12 protein-coding genes are annotated in these 15,068 nt (G+C 72.4%); 10 read left to right on the forward strand and 2 right to left on the reverse strand.

Annotation, left to right across the window (positions count from 1 at the left end):
- Positions 1-17: 17 nt before the first annotated feature.
- Positions 18-1,139, forward strand: coding sequence for a mandelate racemase/muconate lactonizing enzyme family protein (locus tag AC0IW9_RS09330; protein ID WP_471647957.1), 1,122 nt, complete (start codon positions 18-20; stop codon positions 1,137-1,139).
- Positions 1,136-1,732 carry a GAF domain-containing protein gene (locus AC0IW9_RS09335; RefSeq protein ID WP_471647958.1) on the forward strand — a complete coding sequence of 199 codons (597 nt, stop codon included), beginning with the start codon at positions 1,136-1,138 and terminating at the stop codon, positions 1,730-1,732. Before AC0IW9_RS09330 ends, AC0IW9_RS09335 begins: the two co-directional genes overlap by 4 nt.
- Here the strand turns inward: AC0IW9_RS09335 and AC0IW9_RS09340 are convergent.
- Positions 1,725-2,090 (reverse strand): winged helix-turn-helix domain-containing protein, encoded by a 366-nt coding sequence (locus AC0IW9_RS09340; protein WP_471647959.1) that lies wholly within the window; start codon positions 2,088-2,090, stop codon positions 1,725-1,727. The two genes, AC0IW9_RS09335 and AC0IW9_RS09340, sit on opposite strands and share 8 nt — an antisense overlap.
- 156 nt (positions 2,091-2,246) lie before the next feature.
- On the opposite strand from AC0IW9_RS09340, the gene AC0IW9_RS09345 reads away from it, so the two are divergent.
- Entirely contained in the window at positions 2,247-3,755 is a 1,509-nt protein-coding gene (locus AC0IW9_RS09345) for an aldehyde dehydrogenase family protein (protein ID WP_471647960.1), read from the forward strand.
- 34 nt (positions 3,756-3,789) lie between these two features.
- On the opposite strand, the gene AC0IW9_RS09350 is transcribed toward AC0IW9_RS09345, so the two are convergent.
- Positions 3,790-4,482, reverse strand: coding sequence for a cyclase family protein (locus AC0IW9_RS09350; protein ID WP_471647961.1), 693 nt, complete (start codon positions 4,480-4,482; stop codon positions 3,790-3,792).
- Between the two features lie 120 nt (positions 4,483-4,602).
- Between AC0IW9_RS09350 and AC0IW9_RS09355 the strand changes: the two genes are divergently transcribed.
- From AC0IW9_RS09355 to folE, 7 genes are all read left to right on the forward strand, one after another.
- Positions 4,603-5,583 (forward strand): tripartite tricarboxylate transporter substrate binding protein, encoded by a 981-nt coding sequence (locus AC0IW9_RS09355; protein WP_471647962.1) that lies wholly within the window; start codon positions 4,603-4,605, stop codon positions 5,581-5,583.
- 94 nt (positions 5,584-5,677) lie between these two features.
- Positions 5,678-9,082 (forward strand): transglutaminase family protein, encoded by a 3,405-nt coding sequence (locus tag AC0IW9_RS09360; protein ID WP_471647963.1) that lies wholly within the window; start codon positions 5,678-5,680, stop codon positions 9,080-9,082.
- Position 9,083: 1 nt separating this feature from the next.
- The gene (locus AC0IW9_RS09365; RefSeq protein WP_471647964.1) at positions 9,084-11,687 is read left to right on the forward strand and encodes a circularly permuted type 2 ATP-grasp protein; all 2,604 of its coding nucleotides are present in this window, start codon (positions 9,084-9,086) and stop codon (positions 11,685-11,687) included.
- Entirely contained in the window at positions 11,684-12,580 is an 897-nt protein-coding gene (locus AC0IW9_RS09370) for a transglutaminase family protein (protein WP_471647965.1), read from the forward strand. Before AC0IW9_RS09365 ends, AC0IW9_RS09370 begins: the two co-directional genes overlap by 4 nt.
- 88 nt (positions 12,581-12,668) lie before the next feature.
- Positions 12,669-13,805, forward strand: a complete 1,137-nt coding sequence (locus tag AC0IW9_RS09375; protein ID WP_471647966.1) for a zinc-binding metallopeptidase family protein — start codon at positions 12,669-12,671, stop codon at positions 13,803-13,805.
- A gap of 162 nt (positions 13,806-13,967) precedes the next feature.
- Positions 13,968-14,366 (forward strand): 6-carboxytetrahydropterin synthase, encoded by a 399-nt coding sequence (locus AC0IW9_RS09380; RefSeq protein WP_471647967.1) that lies wholly within the window; start codon positions 13,968-13,970, stop codon positions 14,364-14,366.
- A complete protein-coding gene (gene folE, locus AC0IW9_RS09385) occupies positions 14,363-15,031 on the forward strand; it encodes a GTP cyclohydrolase I (RefSeq protein ID WP_471647968.1) in 669 nt (222 codons plus the stop codon). The genes AC0IW9_RS09380 and folE overlap by 4 nt, the downstream gene beginning before the upstream one ends.
- Positions 15,032-15,068 lie beyond the last annotated feature (37 nt).

Below are 15,068 nucleotides of genomic sequence, written 5' to 3' on the forward strand. Positions count from 1 at the left end.
GTGGTCGTCTCGGGCGCATGGATCACTCCCTCCGCATCATCGCCGTCGAGCCCTGGCCGCTGCGCCTGCCGCTGCGCCAGCCCATGCGGCTGGCGAGCGAGACGGTCGCCGTCGCCGAGACGCTGCTGGTGCGGGTGGTCGACGACGCCGGCCATGAGGGCTGGGGCGAGGCCGCCACCGCCCCGACCATGACGGGCGAGCTGCTGCCGGGGATGGTCGCGGCGGTGGCGCGCTTCCTCGGCCCGGCCCTGTGCGCGGCGCCGGTCGCCGGGCCGGCCGAGGCGGCGCAGCGGCTGCACCGGGCGATCCGCGGCAATACCGGGGCGAAATCCGCGGTGGAGACGGCGGTGCTGGACCTGGCGGCGCGGCGGGCGGGCGTCTCGGTCGCGGCGCTGCTTGGCGGGGCGCGGCGGGTGCTGGCGCCCGCCATCCGCATGGTGGGGGAGGCGGATCCGGAGGCGACGCTGGAGAAGGTCGCCGCGGCCTGGGGCTGGAGCCATGTGAAGCTGAAGCTCGGCATGGGGGCAGGGCCCGAGGCGGATGCCCGGCTCTGCGTCGCGGCGCGGGGGATCCTCGGGCCGGCGGCGCATCTCTCCGGCGATGCGAACATGGCCTGGGATGCGGCCGGGGCGTTGCGCTTCCTGGCGGCGTTGCCGCCGGGCACCCTGGACTACCTGGAGCAGCCCGTCGCCGACGACGACCTGGAGGGCATGGCCGCCGCCGTCGCCGCCGGGGCCTGCGCGATCTGCGCCGATGAGGGGCTGCACGGCATGGCGGATATCGCCGCCCATGCGGCGCGGCGGGCGGCCGATGGCGTGGGGCTGAAGGCGATCAAGCTCGGCGGGCTGCAGACGACGCTCGCCGCCGATGCGCTGGCCGGGCGGCTCGGACTGCGGACCACGTTGGCCTGCAAGATCGCCGAGAGCGGCATCGGCGCGGCGGCGATGGCGCAGCTCGCTGCGGTGGTGCCGGATGTCGCCTGGGGCGTCAGCCTGACGCATGGGATGCTGGCCGAGGACGTGGTCGCGGCACCGGTCCGGGTCGAGCATGGGATGCTGCGGGTGCCGGACGGCCCCGGGCATGGGGCGGTGCCGGAGATGGCGCGGCTCGGGCGTTACCGATGGAAGGATGCGGCGTGAGGGATGATCTGGTGCTGGCGCTCGGCCGGCTGGGGGCGGAGGCCAATGGCGCGGCGGGGCCGGAGGCGGCGCTGTGGTGCCTGACCCGGGCGGCGCCGGCGCTGCTCGGCGACCCTGGCGCGGCCCTGCGGCCGAATGCCTTCCGGGAGGAGCCGCCGCCGGCGGTGCGGGGCGCCTGCGCGGTCTTCCTGCGGATGCCGGATGGGCGGCACCATCTGGTCGCGGCGCCGGTGAATTTCCCGCCCGAACAGTACCATGAGCGGGTGGCGATCGGGCTCGGCCATCCCGGCGAGGTGGCGCATACGAAGCGCCCGCTGCTGCTGCACGATACCGCGCTGCACCAGGGCTTCGTGAAGATCCTGCAGAGCTTCCGGGCCGGGTCCTCGATGTTCGCGCCGCTGCTGTGGCGGGGCGACTACCTCGGGGTGATGATCTGCGCCAATGCGGCGCGGGGCACCTTCGGGGAGCAGGACCTGGCGGGGCTGCAGGCCCTGGCGGCGCTGGGCTCGGCCTGCTTCGTGGCGCAGGGCGGGCCGGCCTGGCTGGCGGGGCTGGACCTGACCGGGCGGCCGGTGCGGGAGACCGCTACTTGAGCCGGGCCGCCACCGCCGGCGCCGGCCCGGCATAGGCCTGGGCCGCCCGCTCCACAGCGCGGTAGCGGTCGATCAGCGCCTGCCCGGCCGCGGTCAGCGTCGCGCCGCCGCCCTTCTGCCCACCCGGGGCGCGGGTCACGGCGGCGGTGCCGAGGGCGGTGTCCAGCGCCTCCACCAGGCCCCAGGCGCGGGGGTAGGACATGCCCAGCACCCGGGCGGCGCCGGCGATGGAGCCGGCCTCGGCGATGGCCTCGAGCAGCGCGATCTTGCCCGGGCCGACCCGGCCGCCGGAGGGCAGGTCGAGCCGGATGCTGACGCGGACCGGAAGCGGCGCGGTGGGGGGGCTGGGTTGCGACACGGCGCCATTGAAGCCCAGCGGGGGGCCGCTGTCAGCCTGCCGGCGGGGCTTGCCAGTGGGGGCTTGCCAGCCGCCGGGCCGCGGGGACAGGCTCAAGGGGAGGAAACACGGCGCCGCCGGCCGCAGGGCGCGGGCCGGGCCAGGGGAGGACTAGCCATGAACACCACCGCCATGCCGGTGACCGCCGCCGCCCGCGATGCCGCGCCGCGCCCGATGCTGATCGGTGGCGCCTGGGTCGGGGCGCAGGGCGGCGGCACCATCACCGTCGAGAATCCTGCCAACCGCCAGCCGATCGCCAGCGTGCCGCGCGGCCAGGCGGCGGACGTGGAGGCGGCGGTCGCCGCCGCCGCCGCCGCCTTCCCGGCCTGGTCGCAGGTGCCGCCGCGGGAGCGCGGCCGCGCCCTGCTGCGGATCGCCGACCGGATGGAGGCCGAGGCCGAGGCCATCGCCCGGCAGATCGCCGCCGAGACCGGCAACGCGCTCCGCACCCAGGCGCGGCCCGAGGCGCGGGGCCTGGCCGAGATCTTCCGCTACTTCGGCGGCCTCGGCAGCGAGCTGAAGGGCGAAACCATCCCGCTCGGCGAGCATGTGCTGAGCTATACCCGGCGGGAGCCGATCGGGGTGGTCGGCGCCATCATCCCCTGGAACGCGCCGGTGCTGCTGGCGGCGCTGAAGATCGCGCCCGCCCTGTGCGCCGGCAATACCGTGGTGCTGAAGGCCGCCGAGGATGCGCCGCTCGGCGTGCTGCTGCTGGCCGCCATCTGCCACGAGCACCTGCCGCCCGGCGTGCTGAACGTCATCACCGGCACCGGGCCTGAGGCGGGGGAGCCGCTGGCGAAGCATCCGGCGGTGCGCAAGCTTTCCTTCACCGGCTCCACCGGCGTCGGCAAGCTCATCATGGGCTGGGCGGCGGAGCGTATCGTGCCGGTCTCGCTGGAGCTCGGCGGCAAGTCGCCCTGCGTGGTCTTCCCCGATGCCGACGAGGACTGGGTGGTGGAGGGCGTCATCGCCGCCATGCGCTTCACCCGGCAGAGCCAGTCCTGCACCGCGGGATCGCGGCTGTTCCTGCACCGGTCGATCTTCGACAGCTTCCTCGACAAGCTCGCGGCCAAGGTCGCCACCCTGAAGCTGGGCGACCCGCTGGACGAGGCGAGCGACATCGGCACCATCATCAACCGCAAGCAGTTCGACCGCGTCTGCGGCTACGTGCGGGAGGGGATGGCGCGCAAGGATGCGCGGCTGGTGACGGGCGGGCTGCCGCCGACCGAGGGGCCGCTGAGCGAGGGCTACTTCGCCATGCCCACCATCTTCGCCGATGCCACCAACGACTGGCGGCTGGCGCGGGAGGAGATCTTCGGCCCGGTGCTGGTGGCGATCCCCTGGGACGACGAGGCTGACATGCTGCGGATGGCGAACGACAGCCACTACGGCCTCGCCGCCTATGTCTTCACCCGCGACATCGGCGCCGGGCTGCGGACGGCGCATCGGATCGAGAGCGGCTGGGTGCAGGTGAACCAGGCGGGCGGGCAGGTGCCCGGCCATTCCTACGGCGGCTTCAAGCAGAGCGGGCTCGGCCGGGAATACTCCCTGGAGGGGATGCTGGACAGCTTCACCCAGCGGAAGAACGTCAGCGTGAACCTGGAGCTGCCGCCGCGCCGGGCCTGACCTGTGGCCTGACCGGCGCGGCGGCGGTTCCGGCCTAGTCCTGCAGCCAGGCGACGGCGCGGATCGGGCTGCCGGTGCCGCCCTTGATCTTCAGCGGGAAGCCGATGAAGCGGAAGCGGCCCTTGCCCACCAGTTTGTCGAGGTTCACCAGCCCTTCCATATGGGTGAAGCCCAGGTCGCGGCAGACGTGGTGGACCTCGAAATTGCTGCGCCCAGGGCGGCCGGGGCTGGCGGCCTCGACGCCGAACATCATGATGCCCTTCTCGCCGAGCCAGGTGGCGCTGGCCTTGGTCAGGCCGGGGAAGTCGGTGATGTAGCCCTCGGTGCCCCAGGTCCGGCGGTAGTGGTCCATGTGGATGAGCACGGTGTCGCCGCGCCTGATCTCGACGCCGGCGGCCTTCTCCGCGGCCTGCAGGTCCTCGATGCTGATCTCGGATTTCAGCGGCTTGTGCGAGAGGTCGAGGCAGACCGCCTCGGTGAAGAAATTCTCGAGCGGCATCTCGTCGATGCTCGCGGCGCCGGGCTTCTCGTCGAAGTGCTTCGGCGCGTCCACATGCGTGCCGGAGTGGTCGCCCATGTTCAGCGAGGTGACGGCCGAGGAGAAGACGTAGCCATCCGCCTCCCGCTTCTCCTCATGCGTGGTGAAGTCGGAGATGATGACCATGGGATGGTTCGGCAGCCGCGGCATCTTGTGGGTGATGTCGCGGGAAAGGTCGATCAGCGGCATGGCAGGGCCCTTCGGCGGAGAAGGGGCGAGTATGGGCGGTGCGTGCGGGCTGGCAAGCCGTGGCCCCAAGGTGGCACCGGCATTGCTAGGATGGCTGGCCCACCGGGAGGGGCCGATGCCATGATGACCCGCCTTGCGCTGCTCGCCAGCTTGCTGCTGCCTGCCGTGGCCCCGCCTGCCCTGGCACAATCTTTCCCCGACCAGTCTTTCCCCAATCGGCCCATCCGCATCATCGTCCCGATCAACCCGGGCGGCGGCACCGATGTCTTCGCCCGCAAGCTGGCCGAGCTGGCCGCGCCCGTGCTGGGCCAGCCGGTGATCGTCGAGAACCGCCCCGGCGGCAGCGGCACCATCGGCGTGCAGCAGGTGGTGGAGGCGCGGCCGGATGGGCTGACGCTGGGCTTCCTCTGGAACACCCCGGTCACCGCCGCGCCGCATACGCTGGGGACGCGCTACGGCAGCGGCAGCTTCACCTCCATCCTCAGCGTCGGCTACTCGGCCTATACCCTTTGCGCCCAGCCGGATTTCCCGGCCGCCAACCTGGCGGAATTCATCGCCGCCATCCGGGCGCGCCCCGGCGAGTACACCTGGGGCAACGAGGGACTGGGGGGTGCCATGCACCTCGGGGTGGAGCGGATCCTGCGGAAGCTGGACCTCGACATGACCACGGTGCCCTTCCAGGGCGCGGGGCAGACGCTGCCGGCCTTCCTCGGCCGACACATCAGCTTCTACGGCGGCTCGGTGGTGGGGGCGATGCCGGCGATCACGGCGGGGACCGCCAAATGCCTGCTGCTGACGACGGAGGAGGGGCATCCGGGGCTGCCGGCTGCCTCCGGCCTGGGCAGCATCGGCTTGGCGGACCATGCGATCAGCATCTGGTGGGGGCTGTTCGCGCCGAACGGCATCCCGCCCGAGCGGCTGGCGCGGCTCTCGGAGGTTTTCCTCGCCGCGGCGCGGTCCGAGGCCTTCGGCCGGGTGGCGGAAAGCCAGGGCGCGACCTGGCGGGTGCAGGACGGCCCGGCCATGGCGGCGCAGATCGCGCAGGAATACGCGGCGCTCGGCGAGGTCGCGCGGAGCCTCGGCCTGACAAAAGCGCCGTAGCGCATGGCCCGGCCCGACAAACGTCGGGCCTGCGCTGCGCGCGGCTTTGCTGTAAGCCGTGCCCAACCGTCCCACCCAGGACCCGGATCGCTCCATGCCCCTGCACGTCGCCCTGAACCACCGCACCAGCTACCGCTACGACCGGGCGATCGCGCTCGGGCCGCAGACCATCCGGCTGCGGCCAGCGCCGCATGCGCGCACCCCCATCGTCAGTTATTCCCTGACGATCGAGCCGCAGCCGCATTTCCTCAACTGGCAGCAGGACCCGCAGGGCAACCACCTGGCGCGGGTGGTCTTCCCGGAACGGGTGACGCATTTCGAGGTGACGGTGGACCTCGTCGCCGACATGGCGACGATCAATCCCTTCGACTTCTTCCTCGAGCCCGAGGCCGAGACCTGGCCCTTCAGCTACGACCCGGTGCTGGAGCAGGAGCTCGCCCCCTTCCGCCGGCAGGAACCGGCCGGGCCGCTGCTCAGCGCCTTCCTGGCCGAGATCCCGCGCGGCGAGCAGCGCACCATCGACATGCTGGTCGGGATGAACCGCAGGGTGCAGGAACGCACCGCCTATGTGGTGCGGCTGGAGCCGGGGGTCTGGACCCCGGAGGAGACGCTGGGCAACCGCGAGGGTTCCTGCCGCGACAGCGCCTGGCTGCTGGTGCAGGCGCTGCGGCACCTGGGCTATGCGGCGCGCTTCGTCTCCGGCTACCTCATCCAGCTCGTGGCCGACCAGAAGCCGGTGACCGGGGCGGCCGGCCCGACCGCCGACTTCACCGACCTGCATGCCTGGGCCGAGGTCTACCTGCCCGGCGCCGGCTGGGTCGGCTTCGACGCCACCTCCGGCCTGATGGCCGGCGAGGGCCATATCCCGCTGGCGGCCAGCCCGGAGCCGGCCTCGGCGGCGGCGATCAGCGGGCTGGTCGAGCCGGCCGAGACGCAATTCGATTTCGCCATGTCCGTCACCCGGGTGCGGGAGACGCCGCGGGTGACGAAGCCCTATTCGGAGGCGCAGTGGCAGGCGATCCTGGCCCAGGGCGAGCGGGTGGATGCGGCGCTGGTCGCCGGCGACGTGCGGCTGACCATGGGCGGCGAGCCGACCTTCATCGCCGCCGACGACATGGATGCGCCCGAGTGGAACACCGATGCCATGGGTCCGACCAAGCGGATCTATGCCGGGCGGCTGCTGCGGCGGCTGGCCGAGCTCTGGGCGCCGGGCGCGGCGCTGCAATACGGCATGGGCAAGCAATACCCCGGGGAGCAGCTGCCGCGCTGGGCGCTGCATGCCCATTGGCGGCGGGATGGCGAGCCGGTGTGGCGCGATGCGGCGCTGCTGGCCTCGGACGACGACACCGATACCGCGACCGCCGCCGATGCGGCGCGCTTCGCGGCGCTCCTGGCCGAGCGGCTGGGCCTGGATCCGGCGCTGGTGCTGCCGGCGCATGAGGACATCCACTACTACCTCTGGAAGGAGAAGCGCCTCCCGGCCAATGTCATCGCCGAGGATGCGAAGCTGCGCGACCCGCTGGAGCGGGCCCGCATGGCCAAGGTCTATGGCCAGGGGCTGGCGGCCTCGGTCGGCAGCGTGCTGCCGCTGCGGCGGGTGCTGGAGGGCGGCGCGCGGCGCTGGCAATCCGGCCGCTGGTTCTTCCGCGACGGGGTGATGTTCCTGGTCCCCGGCGACAGCCCGGTCGGGCTGCGGCTGCCGCTGGAGAGCCTGCTCTGGGCCGATCCGGCCGGCATCGAGCCGAGCTTCGAGGCCGATCCCTTCGCGCCGAAGCAACCGCTGCCGCCGCATGCATCCTTCGAGCGGCTGTCGCCGCAGGACCCGCGGGCGCACCGCCCGGCCCCGGATGCGGGTGCGCGGCTGCTGGGGCAGCGGCCGGGGGAGGGTGCTCGGGCCCCCGGGGGGCCGACCAATGGCACCTTCGGTGGCGGTACCGAGGCCTTCCGCCCGGCGGCGGAGGATCTCCCCGTCGTCGGCCGCGGCGAGCCGGGGCTGGTCCGCACCGCGCTGGCGGTCGAGGCCCGCGGCGGCAAGATCCATGTATTCTACCCGCCGCTGACCGCGGCCGAGGACTGGCTGGAGCTGACCGCCGCCATCGAGGCGACCGCGGCCGAGGCCGGGCGCAAGGTGGTGCTGGAAGGCTACCTGCCGCCGCGCGACGAGCGGCTGCAGAGCTTCTCGGTCACCCCCGACCCGGGCGTGATCGAGGTGAACATCCATCCCAGCACCGGCTGGGCCGAGCATGTCGGGCGGACCGAGGTGCTCTACGAGGAAGCCCGCCAGCTTGGGCTGGCGGCCGAGAAATTCATGCTCGACGGGCGCCATGTCGGCACGGGGGGTGGCAACCATGTGGTGATGGGTGCGGCCAGCCCGAAGGACAGCCCCTTCCTGCGGCGGCCGGATTTGCTGAAGTCGCTGCTGGGCTTCTGGCACAACCACCCGAGCCTCTCCTACCTGTTCAGCGGCCTCTTCATCGGCCCGACCAGCCAGCATCCGCGCGTCGATGAGGCACGGCAGGACAGCATCGCCGAGCTGGAGGTCGCCTTCTCCAAGATCGCGCCGCACCAGGAAACGCCGCCCTGGCTGGTGGACCGGCTATTCCGCAACATCCTCGCCGACATGACCGGTAATACCCACCGGACCGAGTTCTGCATCGACAAGATGTATGCGCCGGAGAGCAGCACCGGCCGCCTCGGCCTGGTGGAATACCGGGCGCTGGAGATGCCCCCCCATGCCCGCATGTCGGCGGCGCAGATGCTGCTGATGCGGAGCGCCGTCGCCGCCTTCTGGCAGCACCCCTATGAGCGGAGGCTGGTGCGCTGGGGCACCCGGCTGCACGACCAGTTCATGCTGCCGCACTACGTCGAGCAGGATTTCACCGAGGCGCTGGACGAGCTGGGCGCGCTCGGCTTCCCGCTCGATGCCGCCTGGTTCGCGCCGCATCTCGAATTCCGCTTCCCCCGCATCGGCGAGGTGACGCTGCGCGGGGTGGAGCTGGAGCTGCGCCATGCGCTGGAGCCCTGGCACGTGCTGGGCGAGGAGCCGGCCGCCGGCGGCACCGCCCGCTACGTGGACAGCAGCACGGAACGCCTGCAGGCTCGCGTCTCCGGCTGGGTGGAGGAGCGCTTCATCCTCGCCTGCAACGGCCACGCGGTGCCGCTGACCCAAACCGATACCCAGGGCGAGTTCGTCGGCGGCATCCGCTTCAAGGCCTGGGACCCGCCGAGCGCGCTGCACCCGACCATCCGCGCCCAGGGGCCGCTGGTATTCGATATCTTCGACCGCTGGACCGGGCGCAGCCTGGGCGGGATGACCCATCACGTCTCCCACCCCGGCGGCCGCAGCTACGAGACGCTGCCGGTGAATGCCAACGAGGCCGAGGCGCGGCGGCGCACCCGCTTCCAGCCCTTCGGCCATTCGCCGGGCATGATGGAGCCGCCGGCGGCGGTGCCGAACCGGGAAGCGCCGCGCACCCTCGACCTGCGGCGGGCCGGCTAGCTTGGACGCCGTCCCCTCCCGGTCTGCCCCGCTCGACGAGATGGTGGATGGCGCCGGCGGCTTCCGCCCGCAATGGCGGAGCCTGCTCGGGGCGTTGGCCGACCTGGGGCGGGAGGTGCTGGCGGAGCGGGCCGGGCTGCTCGACCGCTTCTTCGCCGACGAGGGGGTGACCAGCCTGCTGGCCGCGCCCGCCACCCTGGGCGACCAGCCGGCGCCCTGGCGCTGCGACCCCGTCCCGCTGATCCTGGCGCCGGCGGAATTCGACGCGTTGGAGGCGGGGCTCGCCCAGCGGGCGCGGCTGCTGGAGGCCGTCCTGCAGGATGTCTACGGGCCGCAGCACCTGCTGGCGGAGGGGCTGCTGCCGCCGGCGCTGGTGCATGCCAACCCGGCCTTCCTGCGGCCCTGCCGGGAGCCGGAGGCGGGGCGGGAGGGCCCCCTGCTGCATCTCTATGCCGCCGACTTGGCGCGGGCGCCGGACGGGGCCTGGCGGGTGGTGGCGGACCGCACCGCGGCGCCTTCCGGCATCGCCCATGTGCTGGAGAACCGCCGGGCGCTGTCGCGCCACATGCCGGAATTCCTCCGCTCGCGGGAGCTGCGCCAGCTCGGGCCCTTCTTCGACATCTGGCAGGATGCGCTGCAGCGGCTGGCGCCGCATGGCCGGGGGGAGGGCGCGGGGGCCAGTCCCGGCGTCGCGCTGCTCACCACCGGGCATACCAACCCGCTGTGGTTCGAGCATGTCATCCTCTCCCGCGAGCTGTCCTGCGCGCTGGTCGAGGGCGGCGACCTGACGGTGCGGGACGGCGTGCTCTACCTGAAGACGCTGCGCGGCCTGCAGCGGGTGGATGTGCTGCTGCGCCGGCAGGATGGCCGGATGATGGACCCGCTGGAGCTGGAATCCAGCATGGCGCATGGCATCACCGGCCTGCTGGATGCGGCGCGCGGCGGTGCGGTGAAGATCGTCAACGACCCCGGCACCGGCTTCGCCGAGGCGCCGGGGCTGGCCGCCTTCCTGCCGGCGCTGGCGCCGCAGCTACTGGGCGAGGACCTGCAACTGCAGGGCGCGCGGACGCTCTGGCTGGGCGATCCGGCGGCGCGGGCGCGGGTGGGGGAGGATTTCGACTCCTGGCTGGTCCGCCGCGCGGTGGATGGCACGGTGTCTTCCCTGCGGCCGGCGGCGCTGGCGCCGGAGGCGCGGGAGGCGCTGGTGCGGCGCATCCGGGCGGCGCCGCAGGACTACGCGCTGTCCGAGGTGCTCAATCCCTCCGTCGCACCCTGCGTCGGGCCGGCGGGGCTGGAGCCGCGGCCGGTGATGCTGCGGCTCTTCCTGGTCTTCGACGGGACCCGGTGGCGTGCCCTGCAGGGCGGGCTGGCGCGGGTGATGGCGGGCGCCGCGGGCGAGGCGGGCGACATCCTCTCCAAGGATGTCTGGGTGCCGGCCGAGGAGGGCGCTTCGATCCAGGGCCCGCGCGGCGCCGCGGTGCCGGCGCTGGCGATCCGGCGGACCTCGGGCGACCTGCCGAGCCGCGTCGCCGATAATTTCTTCTGGCTCGGCCGCTACCTGGAGCGGCTGGAAAGCGCCGCCCGGCTGCTGCGGGCGGGGGCGAGCCGGCTGGGCCGGGCGACGCCGACGCCGCGCGAGCTGGCCGAGCTGAAAAGCCTTTCGGCCTGCCTGGTGCGGGCGGAGCTGCTGGATGCGGAAGTCGCCCAGGGCGGCGTGCATGGGCTGGGCACGCGGCCGCTGACCGGGGCGCTGCTGCGGGCGATGCGGGAGGGCGGGCCGGTGCTCGGCCTGGTCGGCAAGGTCTCCCGCATGACGGAGCTGCTGCGGGACCGGCTGACCGGGGAGATGCAGCTCGCGCTGCACCAGGGGCTGCGCGACCTGGGCGCCCTGCTGCGGCCGCCGGCGGCGCCGCGGCCCACCGGCTGGGAGGAGACCCAGGGCCTCGACCACCTGACCACGGCCAGCAATGCCGTGCTGTCCTTCGCCGCGACCGTCGCCGGGCTGGCGGCGGAGAACATGGTGCGGGGCGGCGGGCGGCTTTTCCTCGACCTCGGCCGGCGGGTGGAGCGGGCCCAAGCGATTGTCGCCGAGCTGGCGCGGGCGCTGGACCAGCCGGGGGCGGCCAGCCAGCCGGCCCGGCTGGAGCCGGGGCTGCGGCTGGCGCTGGAGCTGCGGGATTCGGTCATCACCTACCGCAGCCGCTACCTGACGGTGCTGCAGGCCGGGCCGGTGCTCGACCTCGTGCTGGCGGACGAGGGCAATCCGCGCGGCCTGGCCTTCCAGCTCGTCGCCGCGCGGGACATGCTGATCGACCTGGACGGCGATGCGGAGTCGCCGCTGGCGGCCGCCGCTGAGCAATTGCTGGAGGATGCGCGGGACATGGTGCGGGAGGTGATCGCCTTGGCTGCCAGAGGGGCGGCGCCGGATGGCGCGGGCGCATCCCCGCCGGATGCCATCACCCGCCTGCCGCCGCGGCTGCGGGCGATGGAGGGGGCGGTGGCCGCACTGTCGAACCGGATCGCCCGGCGCTACTTCACCCTGCTGCCGGCGGCGCATAGCCTCGGCCCTTCGGCGCCCGGCGGCCGGCTGCGTGGCGCGGCGTGATCTACCGGGTCCGCCATACCACGCGCTACGCCTATGGCAGCACGGTCGACCTGGCCTCGCACCTGCTGCACCTGAAGCCGCGCGAGCTGCCGGGGCAGAAGGTACTGGCGGCGGAGATCATCGCCGAGCCCGCGGCCTCCCGCCTCCGGGAGGCGCTGGACCATTTCGGCAACCACGCGACCTGGCTTTTCGTCGACGAGCCGCATTCGGTCTTCGAGGTGACCGGGGATGCGACGGTCGATGTCGGCTTCGCCGTGCCGCCGGCGGCGGCCGCGACCCTGCCCTGGGAAGCGGTGGCGGCGCTGGCCCGGGCCGGCGGGCCGGATGGCTGGCAGGCGGCGGAGTTCACCTTCGGCAGCCCGATGGTCCGGGTGGAGCCGGCGGCGGGCGCCTATGCCGCGGCCAGCTTCCCGCCCGGGCGGCCGGTGCTGGCCGGGCTGCTCGAGCTGAATGCGCGGATCCGCCGCGAATTCACCTATCGCTCCGGCGTGACCGATCTCTCGACCCCGGTGGCCGAGGTGCTGCGGCGGCGGGAGGGGGTCTGCCAGGACTTCTCCCATGTGATGATCAGCGCGCTGCGGGCGCTCGGCCTGCCGGCGCGCTATGTCTCGGGCTATATCCGCACCTATGGGCCGCCGGGCCAGCCGCGGCGGCGCGGCACCGACCAGTCCCATGCCTGGGTCGGCGCCTGGATGGGGCCGGAGCACGGCTGGGTGGACCTCGACCCGACCAATGGCGTGGTGGTGCGGGAGGAGCATCTGGTGGTCGGCTGGGGCCGGGACTATGCCGATGTCAGCCCGGTCAGCGGCGTGGTGCTGGGCGGCGGGGCGCATCGGCTGAGCATCGCGGTGGACCTGGAACCGCTGGAGACGGCCGCCGGCGCGGCCGGCTGATCGGAGGCGGCATGGAACCCCATCGGTTCGGGCGCGTCATGCCGGCGACCGGCCATGCGCGCATGGCCATCCCGCGAGGTTCCCCCCCATGAAGCTGTTCCGCTGCCAGGCCTGCGACCAGGTGCTGTATTTCGAGAATACCCGCTGCGAGCGGTCCGGCCACCGCCTGGGCTACATGGCCGATCTGGCGACGCTTTCGGCGCTGGAGCCCGAGCCGGGCGGGGAGCCATCGGGCGAGCCGGCCGCCCATTCCGAACGCTGGACGCCGCTGGCCCGGACAAAGGAGGCCGTCGTCTTCTGCGCCAATGCGGCCCATGACGCCTGCAACTGGCTGGTGCCGGCGGATGGGCCGGAGGCGCTCTGCGCGTCCTGCCGGCACAACCGGACGGTGCCCGACCTCTCGGTGGCGGAGAACCTCCTTGCCTGGCAGCGCTGGCAGGTGGCGCTGCACCGATTGATCTATACCCTGCAGCGGCTCGGCCTGCCGCTGGCCAACCGGGTGGACGACCCGGCGCATGGCCTGGTCTTCGACGTGCTGGCCGACCCCGAGGGCGGGCCGAAGGTGCTGACCGGGCACGACGAGGGGGTGATCACCCTGGCCCTGAGCGAGGCGGACGATGCCGAGCGGGAGCGCCGGCGGACCGCCATGGGCGAGCCCTACCGCACCCTGCTCGGCCATGTCCGGCACGAGACCGGGCACCACTACTGGGACCTGCTGGTGCGGGATGCCGGCCGGCTCGAGGAGTGCCGGGCGGTCTTCGGCGACGACAGCCAGGACTACAACGCGGCGCTGCAGGCGCATTACGCCAATGGCGCCCCGCTGGACTGGCAGTCCGCCTTCGTCAGCGCCTATGCGACGGCCCATCCCTGGGAGGATTTCGCCGAAACCTGGGCGCATTACCTGCACATCCTCGATACGCTGGAAATGGCCGGGGCCTTCGGGCTGAAGGTGCGCCCGACCCTGGCCGATTCCGATACGGTGGGGGAGGCGGTCGCCGCCCAGGTGCTGACGGCGGAGGTCGACTTCGACCCCTATGACGCGGCCTCCATCGAAACCTTGATCGACGCCTGGCTGCCGCTGACCTATGCGATGAACAGCCTGAACCGCTGCATGGGCGCGGCGGACCTTTATCCCTTCGTGCTGTCGGAGCCGGCAATCGCCAAGCTGGGCTTCATCCACCGGTTGGTTCGGGGCGACCGGCGGCATGGGGAAGCGCCCGGGTAAGCACCATTGATGGCAGGCTGAGGTATTCCGCCGCCTGCCCAGGTTGTGATACCGAAACTAATCGGCATTGTTGATATAAATATCGCAGTCCGACGATAGTGTTTGGGCGAATGACGACTGCGCTTTACAACCTGTAAGATAAGCAGCAAAGCTTGAAGCGCCATGATCGAGACATTCCGGGAATTCACTTTCGAGGCCGCGCATCAAACCCCGCCATACTCGGGGTTGCACGGCCATTCGTTCCTTGTTCGCATCTATATGCGGGGCATGCCTGACCCGCATTTCGGCTGGTCGCACAACCAGTTCGAGGTCGAACCTGTGGTGGAGGCGGTCCGGCGAGAGCTCGACCAGCGCTACCTGAACGACGTGCCAGGGCTGGCCGTGCCGACGCTCGAGAACGTCGCGCGCTGGCTCTGGGAAAAGCTGGCGGCGGGTGTGCCGGGGCTGCACCGGGTGACGGTGCAGCGCGGCCAGCCGGGCCAGGTCGAGGGTTGCACCTATGCGCCGCCCGGGGTCTTCACCCTGGCCGAACGCGCCGATGCGGGGGAATTTGTCGCTTGAGCATTGCTCTGCACCGGCTGCGCCAACCGCAGCGCGCGAACGAGGCCCTCGAAACCCCGCTGACCGCCGCCGAGCAGGCCGCCATGGTCGGCGCGGCGGCGGCCAAGCTCGAAGAGCTCTTCGACATCCTCAAGATCGACCACCGCAACGACCACAACACCCGGGATACCCCGCGGCGGGTCGCGCGCATGTATATCGAGGAACTGATGGCCGGACGCTTCTCCGAGCCGCCGGCGATCACCGAATTCGACAATGTCCAGCGTTTCAACGAGATGATCGTGATCGGCCCGATCACCCTCCGCTCGACCTGCGCGCATCACCTGATGCCGATCTACGGCGAGGCCTATATCGGCGTGCTGCCCTCGGCCGAGGGCAAGATCATCGGCCTGTCGAAATACGACCGCATCGTCGAGCATTTCGGCGCCCGGCTGCAGATCCAGGAGGAGCTGGTCCAGCAGATCGGCGACTTCATCTGGCAGCGGACGGCGCCGCAGGGCCTGGCGGTGCGGATCAGCGCCGTGCACATGTGCCGCACCCAGCGCGGGGTGCGCGGCAGCCAGCAGGGGCGGATGGTGACCAGCGCCTTCTTCGGCAGCCTGGCCGAGGATCCGGAGCGCAAGCAGGAATTCCTGCGGGAATGCCTCGCGCTGGGCAAGGCGGTCTAGCTCCGTGCCCGGGGTGGCCGGCGCGACGTGATGGAGC

Source organism: Belnapia sp. AC561 (assembly GCF_979252845.1).